Origin of the sequence: Nonomuraea sp. NPDC001831 (assembly GCF_042892035.1) — a bacterium.
Lineage (GTDB): Bacteria > Actinomycetota > Actinomycetes > Streptosporangiales > Streptosporangiaceae > Nonomuraea.
Window position 1 is genome coordinate 891308 of sequence record NZ_JBIATU010000003.1, and the last position, 23242, is coordinate 914549.

Here is a 23242-nt window from a genome sequence, read left to right on the forward strand (position 1 = left end):
TTCATAACCTAGGCAAGGTCAAACTGCCCGGCCTAGGATGATCGAGACAACACGCCCAAGAGGGAAGGCAACGGCGCCTTCTCCCGCAAAATGGGCGCGCATACAGGAGGAAACCCGACCATGAGCATCATGGTGCCGTCAAAGACGCCGGCGCTGATCACACCTGGTCAACAAGCGCTCGACTCCGCTCTCCACCAACTCAACCAGGCCGCCGCCCACCTCGGGCTCGACGACGGCCTCCGCACGATGCTGGCCACGCCCCGCCGCTCGCTGACCGTCTCGGTCCCGGTGCGCCGCGAGGACGGACGCATGGACGTCGTCCAGGGCTACCGCGTCCAGCACAACGTCTCGCGCGGCCCCGCCAAGGGCGGCATCCGCTTTCATCCCAGCACCGACATCCACGAGGTCACCGCCCTGGCGATGTGGATGACGTGGAAGTGCGCGCTGGTCGGCATCCCGTACGGCGGCGCCAAGGGCGGCGTGGCCGTGGACCCGGGCGCGCTGACCACCATCGAGCTCGAACGGCTCACCCGCCGCTACGTCAACGAGATCCTGCCGCTGATCGGCCCGGAGAAGGACATCCCGGCCCCCGACGTCGGCACCGACGAGCAGACCATGGCCTGGATCATGGACACCTACAGCGTCAACGCCGGCTACTCGGTGCCCGGCGTGGTCACCGGCAAGCCGATGACGCTCGGCGGCTCGCTCGGCCGCACCGGCTCGACCTCGCGCGGCGTGCAGATCGCCGCCCTGGCCGCGCTCGGGGGCTCGCCGGAGGGCGTCACGGTGGCCGTGCAGGGCTTCGGCAAGGTGGGCGCGCTGGCCGCGCAGTACCTGTCCGACGAGGGCTGCAAGGTCGTCGCCGTCTCCGACGTCACCGGCGCGCTCTACGCGCCCGGCGGCCTCGACGTCGCCCGCGTGCGCGCCTGGGTGGCCGAGACCGGCGGCGTGGCCGGCTACCCGCACGCCGACGCGATGGCCCACGACGACCTGTTCGAGCTGGACGTGGACGTCCTCGTCCCGGCCGCGCTCGAAGGCGTGATCACCGAGGCCAACGCGCCCCGCGTGCGCGCCCGGCTGATCGTGGAGGGCGCCAACGGCCCCACCACGCCGGAGGCCGACGAGATCCTGGCCGCGAACGGCACCACCGTCGTGCCGGACATCCTGGCCAACGCGGGCGGGGTGATCGTGTCCTACCTGGAGTGGGTGCAGAACATGCAGGCCTTCTCCTGGAGCTCCCGCGAGGTCGAGGTGAAGCTGCGCGACCTGATGGAGGGCGCCTTCGCCGAGGTCAAGTCGATGTCCGCCGAGCGCGGGCTGACGCTGCGGGAGGCGGCGCACGTGATCGGCGTGGGCCGGGTCGCCGAGGCCCACAGCATGCGGGGCCTCTACCCCTGACCTACTTTGGTCGCACGTGACCCGCCCAAGGTCGGATGCCGGGGCGGGTCCCGTTCTGCGACGGTCGGGGTCATGAGGGGTTTCATCGGGGTCATGGCCATCATCCAGGGGCTCGGCGGGTTCGCCGGGCGCGTCTGGTTCGACACGGAGTGGGGGTTCGTGGGGCGGTTCGTGGAGCTGCCGCTGGCGGCCTACCTGGGGCTCGCGGTCGCGGGCCTGGCGTTGCTGCTGTGGTCCGGCCACGACGGGAAGAACCGCGAGAGCTGATCGCGGGCGGGTCGGGCAGGATGGCCTCATGACCTATCCGGAACCACGCTATTCGGGCGACACCGGCGAGCTGTCGGCCACGTACCGGCCCTACGAGCACGGCCCCGAGCTGACCTACCCGACCGGCAACACCGTCCACTACCTGGCCACCGGGGCCACCACCAACGGCCAGTTCGGGCTCTACCGCTGGGTGATGGGGCCCGAGCCGTCCGGCCCGAGCCCCCACTTCCACAAGTCGATCTCCGAGTCGTTCTACGTCCTCGACGGATCGGTGCGGATCTACGACGGCAGCCGCTGGATCGACACCCGCCCCGGCGACTGGGTGCACGTGCCCGAGGGCGGCGTGCACGCCTTCCGCAACGAGTCCGGCGAGCCCGCGACCATGCTGCTGCACTTCGCCCCCGGCGCCCCTCGCGAGGGCTACTTCGAGGGGCTGCTCGACCTGGCCGGCAAGAGCGAGGAGGAGAAGGCCGAGTTCTTCATCCGCCACGACACGTACTGGCTGGACTGACGGGGCCCGGCTCCTGCGCCGAGGCCCGGTCGAGGGCCGCGGCCAGCTCTTCCAGCTCGCGCATCAGCCGCTCGGTGCGCTCCTGGCCGAACGCGGCGGCGATGGCCCGGTGGTGCTCGGCCACCGCGCCGTCCACGCGGGCCAGCAGGTCGCGCCCCCGGTCGGCCAGGAACACCGCCACCCGCCGCCGGTCGCCCGCCGACGCGCCGCGATGGACCAGCGCCCGGTCGATCAGCCGGTCGACCGCCTTGGTGAGCGTCGGGTGCGGCATGAGCACCGCCTCGGCCAGCTCCCCCATCGAGTGGCCGCGCCCGTCGGCCAGCGCGCGCAGGATGCGCCACTGCTCGACGGTGACGTCCTCGCCGGCCAGGGTCGCCGCCAGGCCGCGCGTGACCTCGCGTTCGGCGCGGCTGAGCACGTACGCGAGTGAGGACCCCAGCCCGGATTTAGCCATGACAGATCAGGTCCTTTCACCGGAGAGCTAGTTCGGAGGATACTCGTCGGCGTGGCGGCGATCGTCGATCCTTTCGAGGCCCGGCTCATCCCCTCGGACGCGGTCCGGATCGGCCTGGTCGTGCCCGTGTCGGGGGTGCTCGGGCTGGTGGGGCCGTGCGCGATCAACTGCGCGCTGCTGGCCGCCGAGGAGGTCAACGCCCGGGGCGGCGTGCTCGGCAGGCAGGTCGAGCTGGTGCTGGTCGACGGCGGGCGGCCGGGGCGCGAGGTGGCCGCCGAGGTGGCCGGCCTGGTCGCGTCCGGCACGGTCGAGGCGGTGGTGGGCACGCACGCGAGCGACGTGCGGATCGACGTGGTCGCGGCCCTCGGCGGGCGGGTCCCGTTCGTGTACGCGCCGCCGTACGAGGGCGGGGGGCACGCGCCGGGCGTCTACTTCCTCGGCGAGACCCCCGGCAGGCAGCTCGAACCGGGCATCGAATGGCTGGTCAGCGTCCACCGGGCGCGCCGCTGGTACCTGCTGGGCAACAACTACGTCTGGCCGCGCCTGGTGCACGCGGGCGCCCGGCGCCGGTTGCGGGCGCGCGGCGCGACCGTCGTCGGCGAGACGTTCGTCCGGTACGGCGAGGCGGCCTCCTGGCTCGGCCGGATCGCCGAGGCCCGCCCCGACGCGATCCTGCTCACGCTGATCGGCAGCGACCTGGTCGCCTTCAACCGGGCCTACGCGGCCGCCGGCCTCGGCGCGGCCCGGCTGTGCGGGGCGCTGGAGGAGCACGGCCTGCTCGGCATCGGCGGCGACGGCACCGGCGAGCTCTACGCGTCGATGGGCTACTTCCGCGACCTGCCGACCGAGGCCAGCCTGCACTTCGCCGAGCGGTACGCCAAACGTTTCGGCCCGCACGCCCCCATGCTCAACGCCCACGGCCACGGCTGCTACGAGGCCGTCGCGATGCTCGCCGCCCTGTCGGCACGGGCGGGCAGCCTGGCCGTGCCCGCCCTCGACGCGGTCGCCGACGGCACCACGATCGTCAGCGCGCGCGGCCCGCTCACGCTGCTGAACCGGCAGGTGCGGCGCACGGTGCACCTCGGCAGGGCGGACGGCCTGGATTTCTTGCTTGAGAAACCTTTTCACTAGAAAGCTTTGGCTCTAAGGTGCCAATCGCCCCCCAACCTTCGACAAGGAGCCGCGCACTATGAGCACCGTTGAGCAGTTCGGCTACCGCCAAGAGCTCAAACGCTCTCTTGGCTTCGCCGACCTGATGATCTATGGCCTGATCTTCATGGTGCCGATCGCACCGTTCGGCATCTTCGGCGGCGTGTTCCAGTCGTCCGGCGGCATGGTCGCGCTGGCCTACATCATCGGCCTGGTCGCCATGGCGTTCACGGCGCTGTCGTACTCGCAGATGGCCCAGGCGTTCCCCATGGCCGGCTCCGTCTACACCTACGCCGGGCGCGGCATCTCGGCGCCGGTCGGGTTCATCGCCGGATGGGCGATCCTGCTCGACTACATCCTGGTGCCGTCACTGCTCTACCTCATCGCCAGCCTGGCCATGAACTCGTTCGTGCCGGGCATCCCGGTGTGGGGCTGGCTGATCATCTTCGTGCTGCTCAACACCGCGGTCAACTACATGGGCATCCAGATGACCGCGCGCATCACGCGGGTGATGCTGGTCGCCGAGCTGGCCGTGCTGGCGATCTTCCTGGTGGTCGGCGGCATCGCGCTGGCGCAGGGCAAGGCCCAGGCGGGCGCGTTCACGCCGATCTTCGAGTCCTCCACGTTCAGCTGGACGCTGGTGTTCGGCGCGGCGGCCACGGCGGTGCTGTCCTTCCTCGGCTTCGACGGCATCTCCACCCTGGCCGAGGAGAACAAGGAGGACGGCAGGCGGCTCGGCCGTTCGATGGTGGCCGCGCTCGGACTGGCCGCGGTGCTGTTCGTGGCGCAGACGTGGGTCGCGGCGCTGCTCATGCCGGACCGCGCCGAGCTGATCACCAAGGGCGACCCCAACGGTGACGCCTTCTACCGCATGGCGGAGTTCGCCGGCGGCCACTGGCTGAGCGTGCTGACCGCCGTCGCCACCGCCATCGCGTGGGGCTTCGCCAACTCGCTGGTCGCGCAGGCGGCCACCTCGCGACTGCTGTTCGCGATGGCCCGCGACCGCATGCTCCCCTCGTTCCTGGCCAAGGTGCACCCCAAGCACCAGGTGCCGGTCAACGCCACGCTGGCGGTCGCCGTGCTGTCGCTGGGCATCGGCCTCTACATGAACAGCCGCGAGGACGGCATCGCCCTGCTCAGCCAGCTCGTGAACTTCGGCGCGATGACCGCCTTCCTGATCCTGCACGTGGCCGTCGTCGTCCACTACCGGTTCCGCAGGGGCAGCAGGAACGTGTGGGCCCACGTGATCGCGCCGGCGATAGGCTTCCTCGTCCTGGCCGCCGTGGTGTACAACACCAAGCTGGTGACCCAGACGGTCGGCCTGGTCTGGCTGGGGATCGGGCTCGTCGTCCTCGTCGTCACCTACCGCATCGGCCGCAGGCCCGTTCTTCCCTCGGAGGTCAAGTGAACGTCGTCTCCTACCACCCCACGCCGGAGGAGCTCAGCTACACCTTCGGCGGCCGTGCCGCCCTGGGCAGGGTGCGGCCAGGGACGGTGCTGGAGCTGTACACCGAGGACTGCTTCGGCGGCCGGGTGCGGACCGTGGACGACCTGCCGTCGCGGGTCTGCGAGTTCCCGTACCTGAACCCCGTCACCGGCCCCTTCCACGTGGAGGGGGCCGAGCCGGGCGACACGCTGGCGCTGCACTTCGTCCGGATCACCCCGGCCCGCGACTGGGCGGTCTCCACCACGTTCCCGCACTTCGGCGCGCTGACCGGCACCCACACCACGGCGACGCTCCAGCCGCCGCTGGAGGAGCGGGTCTGGCGCTACGACATCGACGTGGACAAGGGCGTGGCCGTCTATCACGCGCGCAACAGCGACTTCAGCGTGGCGCTGCCGCTCGACCCGATGCACGGCACGGTGGGCGTGGCCCCGGGCGCGAACGAGGCCCGCATGACCATCACCCCCGACGCGCACGGCGGCAACATGGACACCCCCGAGCTGCGCGCCGGCGTCACCGTCTACCTGGGCGTCAACGTCGAGGGCGGCATGTTCTCGATCGGCGACGGCCACGGCCTGCAGGGGCACGGCGAGGTCTGCGGCACGGCCGTCGAGTCGGCCATGAACACCGTGGTCGCGGTCGAGCTGATCAAGGGCGTGGCCACGCCGTGGCCCCGGCTGGAGGACGACCTGCACCTGATGTCCACCGGCTCGGCCAGGCCCCTGGAGGACGCCTACCGCATCAGCCAGCACGACCTGGTGACCTGGACGTCGGAGCTGACCGGGCTCGACACGCTGGACGCGTACCAGCTCGTCAGCCAGGCCGGCCAGGCGCCGGTCGGGAACGTGTGCGACACCAACTACACCATGGTCGCCAAGCTGCCCAAGACCTACCTGGGCGCCCCCTCGGTGTACGAGGACGCCCACGCCCGTCTGCGCGCCCTGGGCGCCCAGTACGACGCATGACAATCCCCCACTTAGGTAAACCTTGGTGTCGCAGGTCAGAGCATTGATCATCTTCCCCGTAGAGTGGGAAAGTGCTCAGGTTGGTACTGTCTCTGGTCCTGCTCGATCCGGCTGGTCTCACCGATGTCGCGCAGCGCAGCGTCCCCGTCCCCCAGGTGCTGACCCCGGACGGCGACCGCCTGGGCTACGCGCCGGTCCCGCGCCCCTACACGGGGGCGCGGCGGCTGACCGGCGTGCTGCTCGGCCATGACCCCGTCACCCGCACCGACGTGTGGTGCGGCGGCGCGATCATCGGCTCGCGCAGCCGCAGCCTGGTGCTGACGGCCGCGCACTGCCTCTACCACGACGGCCGGCCGCTCAAACGGCTGGTCTTCATGCCCGGGTTCGACAGGGGCAACCCGCGGCACGGCGTCTGGTCCGCGGTGCGCACGTGGGCGCCGGACCGCTGGCGGGCGAACCCCGACTCCCCCGACGTGCTGCCGTACGACGTCGGCCTGGTCGGGGTCGTCAAGGGCAGGCGCCCGCTGGAGGACGTGGTCGGCCAGGGCCTGCCGCCCCTGCGCACGAGCCGCGGCGCCGGGCTGCGCGGGCTCGAACTGCTCGGCTACCCGGCGGGCAAGCGTTACCCGGGCACGCAGATGTACCGGTGCCTGGGCGACGCGGTCGAGGGCTCGACGGTGGGCCCCGGGCTGATGGTCACCCGCAACTGCCATGCCGCCGCCGGAGGGAGCGGCGGCCCGGTGCTGTACGGCGACTCGGTGGCGGGCGTGGTCTCCTCCTCCAGCCCGCTGAGCGACACCGACGGCTACACGGTGCTCGCCCGGCTGGGCGGGACGACGTTCGACCGCATGTTCGCCAGGGCCGACGAGTCGATGCGGGTCAGGAAGCCAGGCTGACGGCCTCCTCGCAGATGGCGTGGGTGATCAGGGCGTCGTCGGCGCTGATCACCCGGCCCTCGCGGACCGCGAGCAGGAACTCCTGGCAGATCTGCTCGATGCCGCGCTGCCGGGCGACCGGCACCCAGTCGGGCCGCCTGGTGAGCGTCTCGCCGCCCTCGTAGTCGAGGACGTCGCCGAGGTTGACCACCCGCCGCTTGATGCCGTCGCCCATGACCTCGCAGGTCTCCTCGGCGGCGCCGCTGACCCGGTTCATGACGCCGATCGCGGTGAACCCGGCGCCCGACAGCTCAAGGACGATGTGTTCGAGCAGGTCGCGGCGGACGCGGGTGCGGATCCTGGTCTCGGTGACCGGGCCGGGGGCGAGGAACCTGAGCGTGTCCACGACGTGGATGAAGTCCTCGAAGATGGCCCGCCGGGGCGCGTCGGGGTAGTTGTCGCGGTTCTTCTCCATCAGCACGAGATGACGGGGAAGGGCCATGAGCCCCGCGTAGCCGGGGGCGTGGCGGCGGTTGAACCCGACCATCAGCGACCTGCCCTCGGACTCGGCCAGGCGCACCAGGCGCTCGGACTCGGCCAGGCTGTAGGCGATCGGCTTGTCGACGTAGACGTGGATCCCGGCGCTGAGCAGCGGCTCGACGATCTCCGGGTGCGCCTCGGTCGCGGCGTGCACGAACGCGGCGTCGACCCCCGCCTTGATCACCTCGTCGACGCTGGTGGACCGGTCGGCGACGCGGTAGGCGTCGCCGAGCCGGTCGAGCCGCGCGGTGTTGCGGGTGCACAGGTGGAGGTCGAGGGACTGGGCGGCGAGCACGGGCAGGTACGCCTTCTCCGCGATGTCGCCCAGGCCGATCATGGCTATCTTCATCCGTCGAGCGTAGCCTTCAGCGCGGCCTCCACCGGCGTAGGCGCGACGCCGAAGACCTGCTGAAACGCCGACGAGTCGAGCACGTAGGGCGCGGTGAACTGGTAGCGCACGTGCCGCAGCTCGCCGATCATGGGCGAGAACAGCCCGGACGCCCGCAGCAGCGGCCACGGCAGCGTGGTCATCCTGGGCGCCGGGAGGTCCAGCAGGGCGGCCATCCGGGCGCCGACCTCGCGGAAGGTCATCGGGTCGTTCGTGGGCACGTGCCAGGGCCGGCCCCAGGCCCGCTCGTCGGCGCCGGCGGTGATCAGGGCGTCGGCCACGTCCGGCAGGTAGGTCCAGCTGTGCGGGACGTCGGCGGGGAAGACGAGCCGGATCGTCCGGCCGGCCCTGAGCGGGGGGATGAAGCGGGTGCCCAGGTGGGACTGGTCGGTGGCGCCGGGGCCGAAGAAGTCCGAGCCGCGCACCTCGGTCACCCTGATCCGCCCTTCGCGGTGGGCGGCCAGCGCGTCCTGCCAGATCTTCGCCCGCACCCGGGCCTTGGGGGTGGTGGAGGCCGGCGGCAGGTCCTCGGTCATCGGGCCGGACACGGGCCCGTACGGGTAGAGGTTGCCCAGGATGGCGAGCACGGCCCCGCTCGACTCCGCGGCGGCCAGGAACGAGGCGGCCATCGGCGGCCAGTCGGTCAGCCACCGGTGGTAGGCCGGGTTGACGCAGTTGTAGAGGACGTCGGCCCCCTTGGCCAGCTCGGACAGCCGGGCCTGGTCGGCCACGTCGGCGGCCACCCTGACCGTGCCCTGCGGCCCGCGGCCCGAGCGGGTCACGACGACGACCTCGTGCCCCTGCGCGGCGAGCTTGGCGGCCAGGTGCGTGCCGACCTGGCCGGACCCCACGACGACGTGCTTACCCATGATCAGACCTGCTTCCAGATGACGCGCAGCAGCGCGTTGACGACGAAGACGGCGGCGAAGACGATCGCCGGGGTCACCCGGCCCGCGGCGTAGAGCGCGAGCGCGCCGCCGCCGAACCAGACGATCTCCAGCGCGACGCGGGCCAGGCCGGTGAGCGGGATCGTGGCGTTCGCGCCGCCTCCCGCGCCGAACAGCGCCCACACGGCGATGAACAGCGCCGGGCCGCCCAGCCCCGCCAGGAGCTTGATCGCCCAGTTGGGGCTGAGCGTGAAGCCCCAGTAGGCCACCGCGCCCAGCACGCCGAGCTCCAGGAAGAACATCAGGGCGGCGTTGGCGTTCTTGGCGAGGGCGAGCATGGGGATCTCCTGAGGGGTGCGCTGTTCGCTTACGAGAGCAATGCTCTCTCAAAAGAGCGGCACTCGTCAAGAGCGGTGCTCTCGTTTTTTGCCAGTGCTCTGATAACCTGCTGTGCATGACAGCCAGCCGTACCGCGCGAGAGCGCGTGAGAGCCGAGCTCACCAGGGAGATCACCGACATCGCCCGCCGCCAACTGGCCACCGACGGCGCGGGCGGCCTGTCGCTGCGGGCCGTGGCGCGGGAGATGGGCATGGTCTCCTCGGCCATCTACCGCTACTTCCCCAGCCGCGACGACCTGCTGACCGCCCTGATCATCGACGGCTACAACGCGCTGGGCCAGGCCGTCGAGCAGGCCGAGGCCGCCTGCCCGCGCACGGCCCACCTCGGCCGCTGGCTGGCCGCCGGCCATGCCGTACGCGACTGGGCGGTGGCCCACCCCCACGAGTACGCCCTGCTCTACGGCTCGCCCGTGCCCGGCTACCAGGCGCCGCAGGACACCGTCGCGGCCCGGCTGCGCGACGTCACCGTGCTCGGCGCGATCGTCACCGACGCCTGGGACGCGGGCGAGCTGCACCCGCCGGCCACCCCCGAGCCGCCCGCCGAGGTGGCCGCGGACGCCGAGAACATCCGCGCCCTGATGCCCGGCGTGCCCGACGACGTGGTGTGGCGGGCGATGGCGTCCTGGTCGACGCTCTACGGCTGGGTCAACTTCGAGGTGTTCGGCCAGTTCAACAACACGATCGACAACCGGCGGGCGGCCTTCGACCACGCGTTGCGGCTGGCCGCCGCGGCGCTCGGCCTCGCCGCGTGACCGGAACGTCCCGGCAAGACGAAAGGGGCAGGAGCGCACGTGCACCCCTGCCCCTTGCGCGAGAACGTCAGCGCGCGGCGCGGTTGACCGCCGAGATGATGGCCTTGAGCGAGGCCGTGGTGGTGTTGGCGTCGATGCCCACGCCCCACAGCACCTGCCCGTCGACCTCGCACTCCAGGTAGGAGGCGGCCTTGGCGTCGCTGCCCGCGCTCATCGCGTGCTCGACGTAGTCGAGGACCCGCACCTTGATGCCGACGCCGGCGATGGCGTCGATGAAGGCCGAGATCGGGCCGTTGCCCACGCCCGAGATCTCCCGGATCTCACCGTCGAGGCGCACGTCTGCGCCGATGCGGTCCTTGTCGTCGACGGTCGACTCGTGGCGGTGGGCCATGAGGCTCAGCCGGCCCCAGCGGTTGGCCGGGTTGGGCAGGTACTCGTCGCGGAAGATCTCGTACATGGCGGTGGGGCTGATCTCGCCGCCGCCTTCGTCGGTGCGGGCCTGCACGACCTTGGAGAACTCGATCTGCAGCCGGCGCGGCAGGTCGAGCTGGTGGTCGGCCTTCATGATGTAGGCCACGCCGCCCTTGCCCGACTGGCTGTTGACCCGGATGACGGCCTCGTAGGTGCGGCCGATGTCCTTGGGGTCGATCGGCAGGTAGGGCACCGCCCAGGTGAACTCGGCCACCGGCGTGCCGGCCGCCGCGGCGTCGCGCTCCAGGTGCTCGAAGCCCTTCTTGATGGCGTCCTGGTGGGAGCCGGAGAAGGCGGTGTAGACCAGCTCGCCGCCCCACGGGTGGCGCGGGTGCACCGGCAGCTGGTTGCAGTATTCGGTGACGCGGCGGATCTCGTCGATGTCACTGAAGTCGATCTCGGGGTCGACGCCCTGCGAGAACAGGTTCATGCCCAGGGTCACCAGGCACACGTTGCCGGTGCGCTCGCCGTTGCCGAACAGGCAGCCCTCGATGCGGTCGGCGCCGGCCATGTAGCCCAGCTCGGCCGCGGCCACGGCGCTGCCCCGGTCGTTGTGCGGGTGCAGCGACAACACGATCGAGTCGCGGTGCCGCAGGTTGCGGTGCATCCACTCGATCTGGTCGGCGTAGACGTTGGGCGTGGCCATCTCGACCGTGGCGGGCAGGTTGATGATGACCTTGCGGTCGGGGGTGGGCTGCCACACCTCGTTGACGGCGTCGCACACCTCGACGGCGTACTCCAGCTCGGTGCCGGTGAACGACTCGGGCGAGTACTGGTAGAAGACGTCGACGTCGGTGGCCTCGGCGAGCTTCCTGACCAGCTTGGCGCCCTCGACGGCGATGGCGGTGATGCCCTCCTTGTCCTGGCCGAACACGACGCGGCGCTGCAGGGTGGAGGTCGAGTTGTACAGGTGGACGATGGCCTGCTTGGCGCCCTCGATCGCCTCGAAGGTGCGCTCGATCAGCTCGGGCCTGGCCTGGGTCAGCACCTGGATGACGACGTCGTCGGGGATGCGGCGCTCGTCGATGATCTGCCGGACGAAGTCGAAGTCGGTCTGGGAGGCGGCCGGGAAGCCCACCTCGATCTCCTTGTAGCCCATGCGTACCAGCAGCTCGAACATCTGGAGCTTGCGGTGGGAGTCCATCGGGTCGATCAGGGCCTGGTTGCCGTCGCGCAGGTCGACCGCGCACCACCGGGGCGCCTTGGTGATGACCTGGTCGGGCCAGGTGCGATCGGTCAGCCGGATCGGTTCGAACGGCTGATAACGATGGGCCGGCATGGGACTGGGCTGCTGGGCGTTCATGTCTGCTGCTCCTCGTCGGTCGAGTCGAAAGCGGCCGACGCGCATGACTGGCTCCGCGACGAGGGAGCCGGCCTTACAGGCCCTCGCCGCGGCAGCTAAGAAGCAGCCCGCGCAGCATGCCAAGCACGCTACCAGACGTCTCGGGATTCGCTGCCCTAGATCTCACATCATGAGAGCCGATCGGTCCACCGATGGTGAAACACCTGGTCAGGGCCGCGAAATTCCGGCGCGGGTCATCACTCGTCCGGGAGCGGGTCATCACTCGTCCGGGATGAGCACGCTCAGGCAGGTGACGCAGCCCTCCAGGCGCTCGAACTCCGAGATGTCCACCCTCGTCACGACGAGCCCGCGCCGCTCCAGCATCGCCGCGGTCCTCGGGGCGGAGGCGGCCAGCAGCACCCGGTCGCCGCCCAGCGGCACCACGTGCGCGCCCGGCTCCTCCGGCGGTTCCAGCAGGCCGGGCAGCTCGACGCGATCGGGATCGCCGATGAGCGTCCCGTCGGGCAGGGCGGTCACCGCCGACTTCAGGTGCAGCACGCCGCGCAGGCCCACGGGCACGACCCGCCGCTCGGGCAGCAGGGCGGCGAGCTGGCTGACGCCCTCGTCGTCGGTGCGGGCCGACCTGCCGACGTACACGGTGGGGCCGACCTGGAGCACGTCGCCGCCGTCCAGGGTGCCGGGGCGGGCGATCCGGACCGCCTTCAGGCCGAGCTCCCGTACGGCCCGCTCCACGGACTCCACCTCCGGACGCCGCTCCGGCGCGCCCGGCCGGGTGAGCACGGCCAGCCGCCCCGAGACCACCACGGCGTCCTCCACGAACGGCGCGTCGGGCAGGTGGTCGGCGTCCTCGGCGTAGACCGGCCGCCAGCCGGCCGCGGCCAGCGCCGCGACGTAGGCGTCGTGCTGGTGACGTGCGCGTTCGTGGTCCACGGGTTCGCGCTCGATGTGCGTGACGATGCCCTCGGCGATCCGGGGTCCGGGCTTCCTTACCAGCGCGATACCAGACATAGGGCGTGTTCTATCACGCAGTCGTTAGAGTCTTGGGCATGCGGGACGACGAGATTCTCACCAGGATCAGCGCTCTGGTCGCCGAGGAGCACGAGCTGCGCGGCAGGCTGTCGGCGGGCGAGGTCACCTCCGACGAGGAGCACGCGCGGGTCAAGCAACTGGAGGTGGCCCTCGACCAGTGCTGGGACCTGCTCCGGCAGCGCCGGGCCCGGCGCGGCGCGGGCGAGGACCCCGACGGCGCGGCCGTCCGCCCGGCCGGCGAGGTGGAGAACTACCGGCAGTAGCACCGGCCGGCGGTAAAACGGCTGGCAGGAGGCGGCGCCGATGCGATTGGCTGGAGGGATGCACATCCAGCCAATCGACCTCGACCGGCCGGGCGAGCTGATGACGGGCCTGCACGACGCCTACCTGGCCGCCCACGCGCACGAGCCCGGCCCCAAGTTGTCACTCGCCCGTCTGTCCGTCATCGCCCTCCTGGGCCCTCCCGGTGACCGGGTCGAGTCCTGGGTCCTGAGCGACGGCGGCAAGGTCGCCGGCGGCTACAGCCTGGCGCTGCCCCAGTCCGACAACCGGCACATGGGCTGGCTGTTCCCGCTCGTGGTCCGGCCCGAGCTGCGCGGCCGTGGCCTCGGCAGCGAGCTGTTCGAGCACGCCCTCGGCCGGATGCGCGCCCACGGCCGCACCCTGCTGCTCACCGAGACGCCCACCACCGGCGTCGGCGCCCGCTTCGCCCGCGCCCACGGGATGACAGTCGCGCTGCAGGAGGCCCGCCGCACGCTCGACCTGCGCACGGCCGACTGGTCCGCGCTGCGCGGCATGCTGCCCGAGGTGCCGGGCTACCGCGTCGAGCGGTTCGTCGGCCCGGCCGGTCCGGAGCTGCTGGCCGACCTGGCCACCCTCATGAGCGGCATGAACGACGCCCCGCGCGACGCCGACGTCGAGGACATGACCTTCGACCTCGACCGCCTGCGCCTGCGCGAGGAGCGCGTCACGCTCGGCGGCGAGACCTGTTACACGATGATCGCCAGGCGCGAGTCCGACGGCGCGCCCGCCGGCTACACCCGGATCTACCTCACGGCCGACCGCTCCGACGGCTGGGGCCACCAGGCCGACACCACCGTCCTGCGCGAGCACCGCGGCCATCGGCTGGGCCTGCTGCTCAAGCTGTCCAACCTGCTGTGGCTGCGCGAGCGCGAGCCCCACCTGGAGCGGATCATCACCTGGAACGCCACGTCCAACGCCCACATGCTGGCCATCAACGAGGCCATGGGGTTCGAGCTGCTCGACGAGTGGGACGAGTGGCGGCTGACGGTCTGACCTTTCCCCGGCTAACCTGACACGTCATGACGTTGGAGGCGTTGCGGGACGCGGATCCGCGGCAGGTGGGGCGCTACGCCCTCGTGGGCCGGCTGGGCGAGGGCGGCATGGGCGTCGTCTACCTGGGCGAGGACCCCGGCGGCGCCCGGGTGGCCGTCAAGCTCATCCACGCCAGGATGGACGCCGACCCCGACTTCCGGCGCAGGTTCGCCCGCGAGGTGGCCGCGGCCCGGCGGGTCGCCCGCTTCTGCACCGCCCCGGTGCTCGACGCCGACGTGCACGCGGACGTGGCGTACCTGGTCACCGAGTACGTCGAGGGGCCCAGCCTGGACGACGCGGTGCGCGACTCCGGGCCGCTCAAGGGCTCCGCGCTCGACGGGCTGGCCGCGGCCATGGCGATGGCGTTGCGGGCCATCCACGGGGCCGGGGTCGTGCACCGTGACCTCAAGCCGTCGAACGTGCTGCTGTCCCAGGTGGGGCCCAAGGTCATCGACTTCGGCATCGCGCGGCTGGCGGAGTCGGAGATGAGCAGCGCGATCGTGGGGACGCCGTCGTACATGTCGCCCGAGCAGGTGGCGGGGTCGCGGGTCGGGCCGGCCTCGGACATCTTCTCGTGGGGCTGCACGGTCGCCTTCGCCGCCGGGGGGCGGCCGCCGTTCGGGTCGGGTTCGGTGCCGACGGTCCTGTTACGCATCGTCAACGAGGCTCCCGAGCTACGCGGGTTGTCGGGGCCGCTGCTCGACCTGGTGACCGCGTCGCTGTCCAAGAACCCGGCCGCCCGTCCCACGGCCCAGGACCTGATGGACGCCCTCAGCACCGCCACCCCCTCAGCCGCCCTCCCCACCCCACCCCCCTCCCCCGCCGCCGGGACGCCCGCCACCCTCCCCCCTTCTCCCTCCGAAGGGACCGGTGCGACGACGGCGGGGAAGCGGCGCATGAAGCTGCTGGCCACGGGCGCGGCGGTCGTGGTGGCGGCCGCCGGCGTCACCACCACGGCCCTGCTGTGGCCCCACGGCGACACCCCCGCGAGCACCCACACGGCCACCGGCACAAAACCGGCCTCCACCGCGACCCCCCGCAACCCGCTGCGCGAGAACGGCGTCACCTTCTGGTCCGAGAAGGAGAAGGCCGCCGCCCGCCAGGCCGCCGTGTGGCGCAAGGACCGCCCGGCCGACGCCGCGCTCATGGACCGGCTGGCCGCCGTCCCTCATGCCATCCGCCTGAACCAGCCCGAGGTCAGGGCCACGGTCGAGACGGCCGTGGCCGCCGCGCAGGAGGCGGGCGGCGTGCCCGTCTTCCTGATCAACTACATGCCGGGCGGCGGCGACTGCGCCGCCGTCGGGGCGGGCGAGATGCCGGTCTACCAGCAGTGGGTCAAGGGCGTCGCCCGCCAGATCGGGGCCCGCAAGGCCGTGATCATCCTGGAGCCGTCCAGCCTGGTCAACCTCCCCGGCACCAAGGACTGCACGCTGGCCGGCACGGCCGAGCAGCGCTTCCGCGACCTGCGCGAGGCCGTGCACTCGCTCAAGACCGGGCACCCCGGCACGGCCGTCTACCTCGACGGCAGCCAGGACCTCTACCCCGGCACCGAGATCATGGCCCAGCGCCTGATCGGCGCGGGCATCGACCAGGCCGACGGGTTCTTCGTCAACACCGCCTCCTTCCAGCGCACCCCCAAGGCCGTCGAGTACGGCAAGTCGCTGTCGGCCTGCATCGCCGTCATGCGCAGGACGGGCGGCGCCACCTGCCCGAAGGACGCCGACCCCGGCGGCGACCTGCCGCACTTCGTGGTGGACACGGCCAGGAACGGCCAGGGCTCGTGGTCGCCGACGAGGAAGTACAAAGACCCGCAGACGTGGTGCAACCCGCCGGGCCGGGGCGTCGGCGAGCGGCCCACGACCGACACCGGCGAGGAGCTGGCGGACGCCTACCTGTGGATCACGCGGGCCGGCAGCTCCGGCGGACGGTGCCGGCGCGGCACGAACGGCGACAAGGACCCCGAACGCGGCGTGGTGGCGCCGGAGAGCGGCGAGTGGTGGGCGGAGCTGGCGCTCGAACGCGCGAAGAACGCCCGCCCCCCGTTGCGCTGACGCCCGGCCCCCGTTGCGCTGAGGAGAACCCGATGTTAAGCGCACGTTAGATCTGAGCCGCCGCACCTTGTCCGAACAACCTTCTGGGGAGAGGCTCTGGCCTGCATCCACTCCCCCCAGGAGGTCCCACATGAACAAAGCGCGCGTGCCGTGGAAGGCAGTGATCGGCGGCTCCGTCGGCAATCTGGTCGAGTGGTACGACTGGTTCGTCTACAGCAGCTTCGCCGTCTACTTCGCCGCTTCGTTCTTCCCTGACGGGGACGACACGGCCAAGCTGCTCAACACCGCGGCCATCTTCGCCGTCGGCTTCTTCATGCGCCCGCTCGGCGGCTGGCTGCTCGGCCGCTACGCCGACCGCCGGGGCCGCAAGGCGGCGCTCACGCTCACCGTCACGCTGATGTCGGCCAGCGCGCTGCTGATCGCCATCGCGCCGACGTACGAGTCGGTCGGCTACTTCGGCGCGCTGGTCCTGGTGGTCGCGCGGCTGCTCCAGGGCCTGTCCGTGGGCGGCGAGTACGCCGCCAGCGCCACGTACCTGACCGAGGCCACCCCGCGCGGCCGGCGCGGCTTCGCCTCCAGCTTCCAGTACGTCTCCATGACCGCCGGCCAGCTCGTCGGCCTCGGCCTGCAGATCATCCTGCAGAACACGATGTCGAAGGAGGCCCTGAACTCCTACGGGTGGCGCGTGCCGTTCGTGGTCGGGGCCGTGGCCGCCGCCGTCGTGTTCTACCTGCGCCGCAGCCTGCTGGAGACCGAGGCGTACGGCGAGGAGGAAGAGGAGCGCCGGGACAAGGGCACCATCAGGCAGCTCCTGGCGCACAGGAAGGAGGCGCTGCTGGTCATCGCCCTGACCATGGGCGGCACGGTCGCGTACTACACCTACACGACGTACCTCACCAAGTACCTGTCGAACACCGCGGGCCTGGCGAAGGAGACGGCCACGCTGGTCAGCTTCTGCGCGCTGTTCCTCTTCATGTGCCTGCAGCCGCTGGCCGGGGCGCTGTCGGACCGCATCGGGCGGCGGCCGTTGCTGATCACGTTCGGGATCGGGTCGATGCTGGGGACCGTGCCGCTGATGACCGCGCTGGGCGGGGCGAGCGGCTTCGGGGGCGCGCTCGTCCTGTCGCTCGTCGGCCTGGTGATCGTGACCGGTTACACCTCGATCAACGCCGTGGTGAAGGCCGAGCTGTTCCCGACGCACGTGCGCGCGCTGGGGGTGGCGCTGCCGTACGCGATCGCGAACGCCCTGTTCGGCGGCACCGCCGAGTACGTCGCCCTGTGGTTCAAGGACAAGGGCATCGAGTCCGGCTTCTTCTGGTACGTCTCCGCCTGCGCCGCCGTCTCCCTGGTCGTCTACCTGACCATGCGCGAGACCCGCGACGCGGCGCTGTCGCGCAGCGAGGGCGCCGAGCCGTCGGATCCGGTCACCGCCCGCGTCTAACCTGGCACCATGCGGGTTCTCCTGGTCGAGGACGACGATCGTCTCGCCTCCGCGCTCACCACGGCGCTGGCCCGGCACGGCCATTCGGTCACCCGCGCCGGCCTGGCCGTCGACGCCCTCCGCCTGGCGGGGGGCGTCGACTTCGTGCTGCTCGACCTGGGCCTGCCCGACATGGACGGGCTCGACGTGCTGCGCCGGCTGCGCCGCGTCTCGGCGGTGCCGCTCATCGTGGTCACCGCGCGCACGCAGGAGCGCGAGGTGCTGCGCGGCCTGCGCTCGGGGGCCGACGACTACCTGGTCAAGCCGTTCCGCACGGTCGAGCTGATGGCCCGCATGGAGGCGGTGCTGCGGCGCGGCACGCGTCCGATGCCGCCGCGCGACCACGTGGTGTGCGTCGGCGACGTGCGCATCGACCTGGAGTGCAGGCAGGTCACGGTGGCCGGGCAGCCGGTGGCGCTGACCAGGCGCGAGTTCGACGTGCTGGCGCTGCTGGCCCGCGAGCCGGGCGTGGTGCGCAGCCGGGAGGAGATCCTCGACGAGGTCTGGGGCGACCCGCTGCTGTCGGCGTCCCGGTCGCTCGACGTGCACGTGGCCGGGCTGCGGTCCAAGACCGGGCGTCCCGGGCTGGTGGAGACGTTGCGCGGCACCGGCTACCGGCTGGGCCCGGCGGGATGAACGCGCGGCTGGTGGTCACGTTCACCACGCTGATCGTCTTCCTGATCGCCGCGCTGGCCGTGCCGCTCGGCCTGGCCTACGCCTCCCACCGGACCAACCGCCTGCTGCTCGACCGGCGCGCCGACGCCACCCGCTTCGCCGAGCTGGCCGACGCCGCGGCCCGCGACGACGACCGTACGGGCCTGATCGCCGAGGTCTCCCGGTACGCCGACCTGTACGGCGCGGCCGTCCGGGTGCGCGACCGCGACGGCTCGATCCTGGTCTCGGCCGGCCGGTTCGAGGCCGACGACCGGGAGGCCACCCGGCTCGCGCTGTCCGGCCGCACGACCGAGGACCTGCCCACGGTCAGCCCGTTCGGCCCGGCCACGGTGCTGCTGGCCGAGCCCGCCGGGCGGGACGCCCAGCTGTCCGGCGTGGTGCTGCTGGAGGCCCCGACCGGGCAGGCCCGGCTGGACGTGTCACTGGTCTGGGGCGCGCTGGCGGCGGGGGCGCTGGTCGCGCTGGCCTGGTCGGCGCTGGCGGCCCGGCGGCTGGCCCGCTGGATCCTGCGGCCGGTGACCGAGCTCGACCGCACCACGCGGGCCATCGCGCAGGGCCGGCTCGACGCGCGGGCGCATCCCGGGGCGGGCCCGTCGGAGCTGCGCCGGCTGGAGGAGCGTTTCAACGCGATGGCCGACGCGGTCTCGGCGGCGATGGAACGGCAGCGCGCGTTCGTGGCCGACGCCTCGCACGAGCTGCGCACCCCGCTCACCGTGCTCGGGCTGCGGCTGGAGAACCTGGAGCCGCACCTGCGCGAGGAGGGCACGGCCGAGTACGCCGAGGCGATGTCCGAGCTCGACCGGCTGGCCTTGCTGGTGGAGGACCTGCTGGCGCTGGCCAGGGTCGAGGCGGGCGCGGGCCTGGCGGGCAAGCAGGCCGCGCTCGGCGAGCGGCTGGCGGTGTGGCGCGAGGTCTACGCGGCCAAGGGCGTGTGCCTGGTGGCCGACGTCCCCGCGGGCGCGGTGGTGCCGGAGGCCGCGGCCAGGATCGCCGACATCGCCCTCGACAACGCCCAGAAGTTCGTCCCCGCGGGCGGCACGGTGACGGTCACGCTCGACGGCGAGGTGCTGCGCGTCGCCGACGACGGGCCGGGGCTGGACGCGGCGGAGCGGGCCGAGGCGCTGGGGCGGTTCTGGCGGTCGGGGGCGCACGCGAACGTCCCGGGCAGCGGGCTCGGCCTGGCCATCGCGGCCGAGCTGGCCAAGGCGTGCGGGGCCACCCTGCGGCTGCTGCCCGCCGTGCCGCACGGGCTGGTGGTCGAGCTGGCCCTGGCTCAGCCGTAGACCGAGCGGTAGTAGCGGGCCGCGCCCGGGTGCAGGGGCACGACGCCGGTGCCGATGGCGTAACGCCTGTCGAGGCGGCCGCCGGGGGCCGAGGGGGCCTGGAGGCGGTCGCGGGCGCGGAAGAGCGTCTCTGTGACGGTGAAGGCCAGGTCGTCGGGGAGCGTCGTACGGCACATCAGGTAGCTCGGCGTGCCCACGGTCGGCACCTGCCTGGCCGGCCCGTACGCGCCGGCCGGCACGGCGGCGTGCTCGTAGACCGGCCCGTAGCGGCGGCGCAGCACCGGCACCAGCGACTCCAGCGGCACCAGCGCGATGTCGTCGAGCGCGGCGAGCGCGGGCGTCGGCACGCCGCCGGACCAGAAGAACGCCTCGATCCGGCCGTCGCGCAGCTCGGTGACGGAGGCGTCTAGGCCGAGCCTGGTGATCTGCGGCGGCGTGCGCAGCCCGGCGGCCGACAACACGCGCGTCGCGGTCACCGCCGTGCCCGACCCTTCGGCCCCGATCGACACCGGACGCCCGGCCAGGTCGCCGACGCCGGTGATGCGCGCGCCCTCGCGCACGACCAGATGCACGTAGTTCATGTACATCCGGGCCAGCGCGGAGACCGGCTGGTGGCGCACCCTGACCGCGTCGTCGGCGCTGTCGGCCAGCGCGAACCCGACGTCGGCCCGGCCGCCGGCCATCATGGTGAGGTTCTGGACGCTGGCCGCGGTCTCCACCACCCGCACGGTCAGCCCGTCGTGCCGCAGCTCGCCCGCCAGCCGCTGCCCGAGCGCGCCGTACGGGCCGCCCGCCAGCCCGGTGACCAGCCGCAGCTCGGCGGGCCCGGCCGTGGAGCAGCCGGCCGCGAGCGCGGCGAGCCCGAGGAAGGCTCGGCGGGATATGGGCATGATTTCACGGTATCCGGTCCCGCAGAATGGACAGTGTGACCGAACGGGACGCACGCCTGCGCATCGCCGCCGAGCTGAGGATGTTCCTGCCCGTGAGCCGCCGGCGGGAGTGGCAGCGGGTGACCACCGACGGCACCTCGACGCTCGGCCATCACGTGGAGTCGCTGGGCATCCCGCTGACCGAGGCGGGGCCGATGCTGTCGGACGGGCGTGGCGTGGCCCCGTCCCACCTGCTCGCGCCGGGCGAGACGGTCGAGGTGCACCCGATGCCCCGGCCGCAGCCGCTGCCCGCCGAGCCGCGGTTCCTGCTCGACGTGCACCTCGGCACGCTGGCCCGGCGGTTGCGCCTGCTCGGCGTGGACACCGCGTACCACAACGACATGGACGACCCGGCGCTGGTGGTCCAGGCCAACGAGGAGCGGCGGGTGCTGCTCACCCAGGACCGCGGCCTGCTGCGCCGCCGCGCGCTGTGGCTGGGCGCCTACGTCCACGGCTCGCGCCCCGCCGACCAGCTCCGCGACGTGCTCGAACGCTTCGAGCCGCCGCTGGCTCCCTGGACGCGCTGCACGGCCTGCAACGGCGTGCTGGTGCCGGCGACGAAGGAGGAGGTCGGGCCGCTGCTGGCGGCCGGCACCCGGCGCAGCTACGACGCCTACGCCCGGTGCGGCGACTGCGGCCAGGTCTACTGGCAGGGCGCGCACAGCGACACCCTTGAGGAGATCGTGCAATCAGCACGCATTTGGGCCAATAGCCGCTGATTCCCACTTTGAGAACGACCGTCAAGTCGATCTCAAAAACACCCTCGGCCAGGGGTTACGCGGACGATCAAGGGTATGAGCAGGGGAAACGGCATCACCCGAAATCGGGTGCATGCTGACACCCTTCCACCCCGTTGAGCAAAAGACTCCAATTCGACGTTTATCCGGAAAAATTCGGATTCGTCGCGTTTCCGCGTATCCATCTCGCGGCGCACGATCGGGGGAAATACCGCAAATGGCCAAGAATCGAAAGCTCGGCCGCGGCGCCGGGCCCGCTCCACGCGTATGGAGCGTCAGAAGGAAGTGGGCCACCGCCATTGTCGGCATGGCCACGACGCTGGTGGGCCTGCCCGGCGTCGTGGTGAAGTACAGCCAGGCGCAGAGCGAGCGGGAGACGCCCCGGCTCGTCATCACCGCGCCCGTCACCGGCCCCGGGGCCACCGCCTCGCCCTGCCCGCTGGTGAGAGGCACCGCCACGCTGCCCGAGGGCACGACCCTGCTGATCGGCGTACGCCGGACGACCGGCACGCCGCGCACCAGACACACCCGCTTCTACCGCGTCGACACCCTGCGGGCCGCCGGCCAGTGGGACGTGCCCGTCTCGCTCGAAGGCGACGACCCCGCGATGGCCGGGGAGTGGTATTCGATCACCGCGCTCACCGTGCCGACCGAGTGGGCCGACTTCCTGGAGAAGGTCGGCGGCACCCCGGGCGATCCGCTGATGTCCGCGTCCGCGATGCCGCCGCACGTGGGCGAGACGCCCTCCATAGAGGTCCAGCGGGACGCCGGCCCCGCCACCTGCTGAACCCTGCCGTGACCGCGCCGCCAGGCGCCGTCAGGCGCGGTCGAACTCGCTCGCCTTCACGCCCGCCACGAACGCGTCCCACTCGGCGGGCGTGAAGAACAGCTTGGGCCCGTCGGGGTCCTTGGAGTCACGCACGACGACCAGCTCGGCCTGCCCGCCCTTGTGCTCAGGGCCGCCAGGAACGTTCTTGAGCTCGGCGATCTCGACGCAGTTGCCGCCGTTGTCGCCGGAAAAGCTGGACTTCTGCCACTGGACACAGCTCAGGTCCATCGTTCCACCATGGCTTTCTTTATCGTTTCAAGGGACATGCTCAAGGGCAACGCCTCGGTACGGATGGCCTCGAACCGCTCCACGGCCGCCGAGACGTCCTCATGATCGCTCGTGGTGATACCGCGTACCGCGGTTTCCGCGTACAACACCTCGGAGCCTCCGTCCAGGGTCGCGATCACGAAGCCGCCCGTCAAGCCGGAGTGCAGCCCGTGCGGGAGGACCTGGATGCTGAGCCGCGGGGTGACCGCGTCGAGCAACCGCCGGAGTTGACCCTTCATCAGCTCCGGCCCGCCGATGGGCCGGAACAGCACCGCCTCGTCGATGACGCAGCGCAGCGACGGAGGGTCGTCGCGGGCAAGGATCGCCTGCCTCTCCATGCGCGCGGCCACCGCGGCCTCGTTGCCGCGCAGCAGGGCGCGGGCGTACTGCTCGGTCTGCAGGAGGCCGGGCACCAGGAGCGGTTCGTAGGTGCGCAGGGTGAGCGCCGCCTGCTCCTTCTCGTGCCACTTGCCGAACCAGGAGGGGAAGATCTGACCCTTGCGCCAGTCGAGCAGGCGGCACAGGGCGCCGCCGGTGCCGAGGGCTTTGTCGCAGGCCTCGGCGAACTCGGGGCTGGCCGGGAGCTGACCGGTCTCGACACCGCTGATCAGGCCCTCGCTGAAATGGATGCGCTCGGCGAGCTGCCCCTGTGTCAGGCCCGCCGACTTCCGGTAGTGCCGCAACTCTCTGCCCCATATCGCCTGAGGCGCGTAGAAGTCGGCCACCCTGTCCTCCCCTCGCCCGGGTTCAACGCCAACGGCACGGACTTCAAAGTCCACTCCTTGCAATCAGATCACTACCGACCGTAGTCATATGGCGTCACGC

At 71.9% G+C, this 23242-nt stretch carries 25 protein-coding genes; 16 read left to right on the plus strand and 9 right to left on the minus strand.

Annotated features, from left to right (window positions below):
- Positions 1–120 precede the first annotated feature (120 nt).
- From ACFYYW_RS14835 to ACFYYW_RS14845, 3 genes are all read left to right on the plus strand, one after another.
- Positions 121–1398 carry a Glu/Leu/Phe/Val dehydrogenase gene (locus tag ACFYYW_RS14835; protein ID WP_352323420.1) on the plus strand — a complete coding sequence of 426 codons (1278 nt, stop codon included), beginning with the start codon at positions 121–123 and terminating at the stop codon, positions 1396–1398.
- A gap of 72 nt (positions 1399–1470) precedes the next feature.
- Positions 1471–1665: a hypothetical protein gene (locus tag ACFYYW_RS14840; RefSeq protein WP_352323421.1), complete on the plus strand. Its 195-nt coding sequence runs from the start codon at positions 1471–1473 to the stop codon at positions 1663–1665.
- 28 nt (positions 1666–1693) lie between these two features.
- Positions 1694–2176 carry a cupin domain-containing protein gene (locus tag ACFYYW_RS14845; RefSeq protein ID WP_352323422.1) on the plus strand — a complete coding sequence of 161 codons (483 nt, stop codon included), beginning with the start codon at positions 1694–1696 and terminating at the stop codon, positions 2174–2176.
- On the opposite strand, the gene ACFYYW_RS14850 is transcribed toward ACFYYW_RS14845, so the two are convergent.
- Positions 2145–2630, minus strand: a complete 486-nt coding sequence (locus ACFYYW_RS14850; RefSeq protein WP_352323423.1) for a MarR family transcriptional regulator — start codon at positions 2628–2630, stop codon at positions 2145–2147. The genes ACFYYW_RS14845 and ACFYYW_RS14850 overlap by 32 nt on opposite strands.
- Positions 2631–2681: 51 nt before the next feature.
- Between ACFYYW_RS14850 and ACFYYW_RS14855 the strand changes: the two genes are divergently transcribed.
- From ACFYYW_RS14855 to ACFYYW_RS14870, 4 genes are all read left to right on the plus strand, one after another.
- A complete protein-coding gene (locus ACFYYW_RS14855; RefSeq protein ID WP_387648773.1) occupies positions 2682–3761 on the plus strand; it encodes a substrate-binding domain-containing protein in 1080 nt (359 codons plus the stop codon).
- Positions 3762–3819: 58 nt separating this feature from the next.
- Positions 3820–5187, plus strand: coding sequence for an APC family permease (locus ACFYYW_RS14860; protein ID WP_352323425.1), 1368 nt, complete (start codon positions 3820–3822; stop codon positions 5185–5187).
- Positions 5184–6188 carry an acetamidase/formamidase family protein gene (locus ACFYYW_RS14865; protein WP_352323426.1) on the plus strand — a complete coding sequence of 335 codons (1005 nt, stop codon included), beginning with the start codon at positions 5184–5186 and terminating at the stop codon, positions 6186–6188. Before ACFYYW_RS14860 ends, ACFYYW_RS14865 begins: the two co-directional genes overlap by 4 nt.
- A gap of 71 nt (positions 6189–6259) precedes the next feature.
- Positions 6260–7084 (plus strand): hypothetical protein, encoded by an 825-nt coding sequence (locus ACFYYW_RS14870; protein WP_364391121.1) that lies wholly within the window; start codon positions 6260–6262, stop codon positions 7082–7084.
- Here ACFYYW_RS14870 and ACFYYW_RS14875 read toward each other — a convergent pair.
- Genes ACFYYW_RS14875 through ACFYYW_RS14885 form a run of 3 tightly spaced genes read right to left on the minus strand, consistent with a single transcriptional unit; the run spans position 7068 to position 9216 of the window.
- Positions 7068–7952: a Gfo/Idh/MocA family oxidoreductase gene (locus ACFYYW_RS14875; RefSeq protein ID WP_364391113.1), complete on the minus strand. Its 885-nt coding sequence runs from the start codon at positions 7950–7952 to the stop codon at positions 7068–7070. The genes ACFYYW_RS14870 and ACFYYW_RS14875 overlap by 17 nt on opposite strands.
- Entirely contained in the window at positions 7949–8860 is a 912-nt protein-coding gene (locus ACFYYW_RS14880) for an NAD-dependent epimerase/dehydratase family protein (RefSeq protein ID WP_387648777.1), read from the minus strand. Before ACFYYW_RS14880 ends, ACFYYW_RS14875 begins: the two co-directional genes overlap by 4 nt.
- Positions 8861–8862: 2 nt before the next feature.
- Complete coding sequence (locus ACFYYW_RS14885; RefSeq protein WP_387648780.1) at positions 8863–9216, minus strand: YrdB family protein; 354 nt, start codon at positions 9214–9216, stop codon at positions 8863–8865.
- A 116-nt stretch (positions 9217–9332) separates the two neighbouring features.
- Between ACFYYW_RS14885 and ACFYYW_RS14890 the strand changes: the two genes are divergently transcribed.
- Positions 9333–10028 (plus strand): TetR/AcrR family transcriptional regulator, encoded by a 696-nt coding sequence (locus ACFYYW_RS14890; RefSeq protein WP_352327991.1) that lies wholly within the window; start codon positions 9333–9335, stop codon positions 10026–10028.
- Positions 10029–10095: 67 nt separating this feature from the next.
- Here ACFYYW_RS14890 and leuA read toward each other — a convergent pair whose 3' ends face one another.
- Positions 10096–11802 (minus strand): 2-isopropylmalate synthase, encoded by a 1707-nt coding sequence (leuA, locus tag ACFYYW_RS14895; RefSeq protein ID WP_387648783.1) that lies wholly within the window; start codon positions 11800–11802, stop codon positions 10096–10098.
- A gap of 258 nt (positions 11803–12060) precedes the next feature.
- The gene (gene ddaH, locus ACFYYW_RS14900) at positions 12061–12810 is read right to left on the minus strand and encodes a dimethylargininase (RefSeq protein WP_352327989.1); all 750 of its coding nucleotides are present in this window, start codon (positions 12808–12810) and stop codon (positions 12061–12063) included.
- A 38-nt stretch (positions 12811–12848) separates the two neighbouring features.
- On the opposite strand from ddaH, the gene ACFYYW_RS14905 reads away from it, so the two are divergent.
- The 6 genes from ACFYYW_RS14905 to ACFYYW_RS14930 all read left to right on the plus strand — a co-directional run bounded on the left by ACFYYW_RS14905 (position 12849) and on the right by ACFYYW_RS14930 (position 19655).
- Positions 12849–13094, plus strand: a complete 246-nt coding sequence (locus tag ACFYYW_RS14905) for a DUF2630 family protein (RefSeq protein ID WP_352327988.1) — start codon at positions 12849–12851, stop codon at positions 13092–13094.
- A gap of 58 nt (positions 13095–13152) precedes the next feature.
- Complete coding sequence (locus ACFYYW_RS14910; protein ID WP_387648786.1) at positions 13153–14127, plus strand: GNAT family N-acetyltransferase; 975 nt, start codon at positions 13153–13155, stop codon at positions 14125–14127.
- Positions 14128–14153: 26 nt separating this feature from the next.
- Complete coding sequence (locus ACFYYW_RS14915; protein WP_387648789.1) at positions 14154–16217, plus strand: glycoside hydrolase family 6 protein; 2064 nt, start codon at positions 14154–14156, stop codon at positions 16215–16217.
- Between the two features lie 130 nt (positions 16218–16347).
- The gene (locus tag ACFYYW_RS14920) at positions 16348–17658 is read left to right on the plus strand and encodes an MFS transporter (protein WP_387648792.1); all 1311 of its coding nucleotides are present in this window, start codon (positions 16348–16350) and stop codon (positions 17656–17658) included.
- Positions 17659–17667: 9 nt separating this feature from the next.
- Entirely contained in the window at positions 17668–18333 is a 666-nt protein-coding gene (locus ACFYYW_RS14925) for a response regulator transcription factor (protein ID WP_364391108.1), read from the plus strand.
- Positions 18330–19655: a HAMP domain-containing sensor histidine kinase gene (locus ACFYYW_RS14930; RefSeq protein ID WP_352328743.1), complete on the plus strand. Its 1326-nt coding sequence runs from the start codon at positions 18330–18332 to the stop codon at positions 19653–19655. The genes ACFYYW_RS14925 and ACFYYW_RS14930 overlap by 4 nt, the downstream gene beginning before the upstream one ends.
- On the opposite strand, the gene ACFYYW_RS14935 is transcribed toward ACFYYW_RS14930, so the two are convergent.
- Positions 19646–20545 carry a TAXI family TRAP transporter solute-binding subunit gene (locus ACFYYW_RS14935; RefSeq protein ID WP_387648796.1) on the minus strand — a complete coding sequence of 300 codons (900 nt, stop codon included), beginning with the start codon at positions 20543–20545 and terminating at the stop codon, positions 19646–19648. The two genes, ACFYYW_RS14930 and ACFYYW_RS14935, sit on opposite strands and share 10 nt — an antisense overlap.
- Before the next feature lie 26 nt (positions 20546–20571).
- Between ACFYYW_RS14935 and ACFYYW_RS14940 the strand changes: the two genes are divergently transcribed.
- Both ACFYYW_RS14940 and ACFYYW_RS14945 read left to right on the plus strand, forming a co-directional pair.
- Complete coding sequence (locus tag ACFYYW_RS14940; protein WP_387648798.1) at positions 20572–21303, plus strand: Mut7-C RNAse domain-containing protein; 732 nt, start codon at positions 20572–20574, stop codon at positions 21301–21303.
- A gap of 325 nt (positions 21304–21628) precedes the next feature.
- On the plus strand, positions 21629–22108 hold the full coding sequence (locus ACFYYW_RS14945; protein ID WP_352328739.1) for a hypothetical protein: 480 nt from the start codon (positions 21629–21631) through the stop codon (positions 22106–22108).
- 30 nt (positions 22109–22138) lie between these two features.
- On the opposite strand, the gene ACFYYW_RS14950 is transcribed toward ACFYYW_RS14945, so the two are convergent.
- Both ACFYYW_RS14950 and ACFYYW_RS14955 read right to left on the minus strand, forming a co-directional pair.
- Positions 22139–22378 (minus strand): DUF397 domain-containing protein, encoded by a 240-nt coding sequence (locus tag ACFYYW_RS14950; protein ID WP_352328738.1) that lies wholly within the window; start codon positions 22376–22378, stop codon positions 22139–22141.
- The gene (locus tag ACFYYW_RS14955) at positions 22369–23142 is read right to left on the minus strand and encodes a helix-turn-helix transcriptional regulator (RefSeq protein WP_364415656.1); all 774 of its coding nucleotides are present in this window, start codon (positions 23140–23142) and stop codon (positions 22369–22371) included. Before ACFYYW_RS14955 ends, ACFYYW_RS14950 begins: the two co-directional genes overlap by 10 nt.
- Positions 23143–23242 lie beyond the last annotated feature (100 nt).

Coding starts and splice junctions, on each gene's coding strand:
- ACFYYW_RS14905 (WP_352327988.1), top strand. CDS start 12,849: ATGCGGGACGACGAGATTCTCACCAGGATCAGCGCTCTGGTCGCCGAG.
- ACFYYW_RS14875 (WP_364391113.1), bottom strand. CDS start 7,952: ATGAAGATAGCCATGATCGGCCTGGGCGACATCGCGGAGAAGGCGTAC.
- ACFYYW_RS14845 (WP_352323422.1), top strand. CDS start 1,694: ATGACCTATCCGGAACCACGCTATTCGGGCGACACCGGCGAGCTGTCG.
- ACFYYW_RS14920 (WP_387648792.1), top strand. CDS start 16,348: ATGAACAAAGCGCGCGTGCCGTGGAAGGCAGTGATCGGCGGCTCCGTC.
- leuA (WP_387648783.1), bottom strand. CDS start 11,802: ATGAACGCCCAGCAGCCCAGTCCCATGCCGGCCCATCGTTATCAGCCG.
- ACFYYW_RS14840 (WP_352323421.1), top strand. CDS start 1,471: ATGAGGGGTTTCATCGGGGTCATGGCCATCATCCAGGGGCTCGGCGGG.
- ACFYYW_RS14925 (WP_364391108.1), top strand. CDS start 17,668: ATGCGGGTTCTCCTGGTCGAGGACGACGATCGTCTCGCCTCCGCGCTC.
- ACFYYW_RS14940 (WP_387648798.1), top strand. CDS start 20,572: ATGGACAGTGTGACCGAACGGGACGCACGCCTGCGCATCGCCGCCGAG.
- ACFYYW_RS14850 (WP_352323423.1), bottom strand. CDS start 2,630: ATGGCTAAATCCGGGCTGGGGTCCTCACTCGCGTACGTGCTCAGCCGC.
- ACFYYW_RS14935 (WP_387648796.1), bottom strand. CDS start 20,545: ATGCCCATATCCCGCCGAGCCTTCCTCGGGCTCGCCGCGCTCGCGGCC.
- ACFYYW_RS14945 (WP_352328739.1), top strand. CDS start 21,629: ATGGCCACGACGCTGGTGGGCCTGCCCGGCGTCGTGGTGAAGTACAGC.
- ACFYYW_RS14880 (WP_387648777.1), bottom strand. CDS start 8,860: ATGGGTAAGCACGTCGTCGTGGGGTCCGGCCAGGTCGGCACGCACCTG.
- ACFYYW_RS14885 (WP_387648780.1), bottom strand. CDS start 9,216: ATGCTCGCCCTCGCCAAGAACGCCAACGCCGCCCTGATGTTCTTCCTG.
- ACFYYW_RS14860 (WP_352323425.1), top strand. CDS start 3,820: ATGAGCACCGTTGAGCAGTTCGGCTACCGCCAAGAGCTCAAACGCTCT.
- ACFYYW_RS14910 (WP_387648786.1), top strand. CDS start 13,153: ATGCACATCCAGCCAATCGACCTCGACCGGCCGGGCGAGCTGATGACG.
- ddaH (WP_352327989.1), bottom strand. CDS start 12,810: ATGTCTGGTATCGCGCTGGTAAGGAAGCCCGGACCCCGGATCGCCGAG.
- ACFYYW_RS14835 (WP_352323420.1), top strand. CDS start 121: ATGAGCATCATGGTGCCGTCAAAGACGCCGGCGCTGATCACACCTGGT.
- ACFYYW_RS14915 (WP_387648789.1), top strand. CDS start 14,154: ATGACGTTGGAGGCGTTGCGGGACGCGGATCCGCGGCAGGTGGGGCGC.
- ACFYYW_RS14930 (WP_352328743.1), top strand. CDS start 18,330: ATGAACGCGCGGCTGGTGGTCACGTTCACCACGCTGATCGTCTTCCTG.
- ACFYYW_RS14950 (WP_352328738.1), bottom strand. CDS start 22,378: ATGGACCTGAGCTGTGTCCAGTGGCAGAAGTCCAGCTTTTCCGGCGAC.
- ACFYYW_RS14890 (WP_352327991.1), top strand. CDS start 9,333: ATGACAGCCAGCCGTACCGCGCGAGAGCGCGTGAGAGCCGAGCTCACC.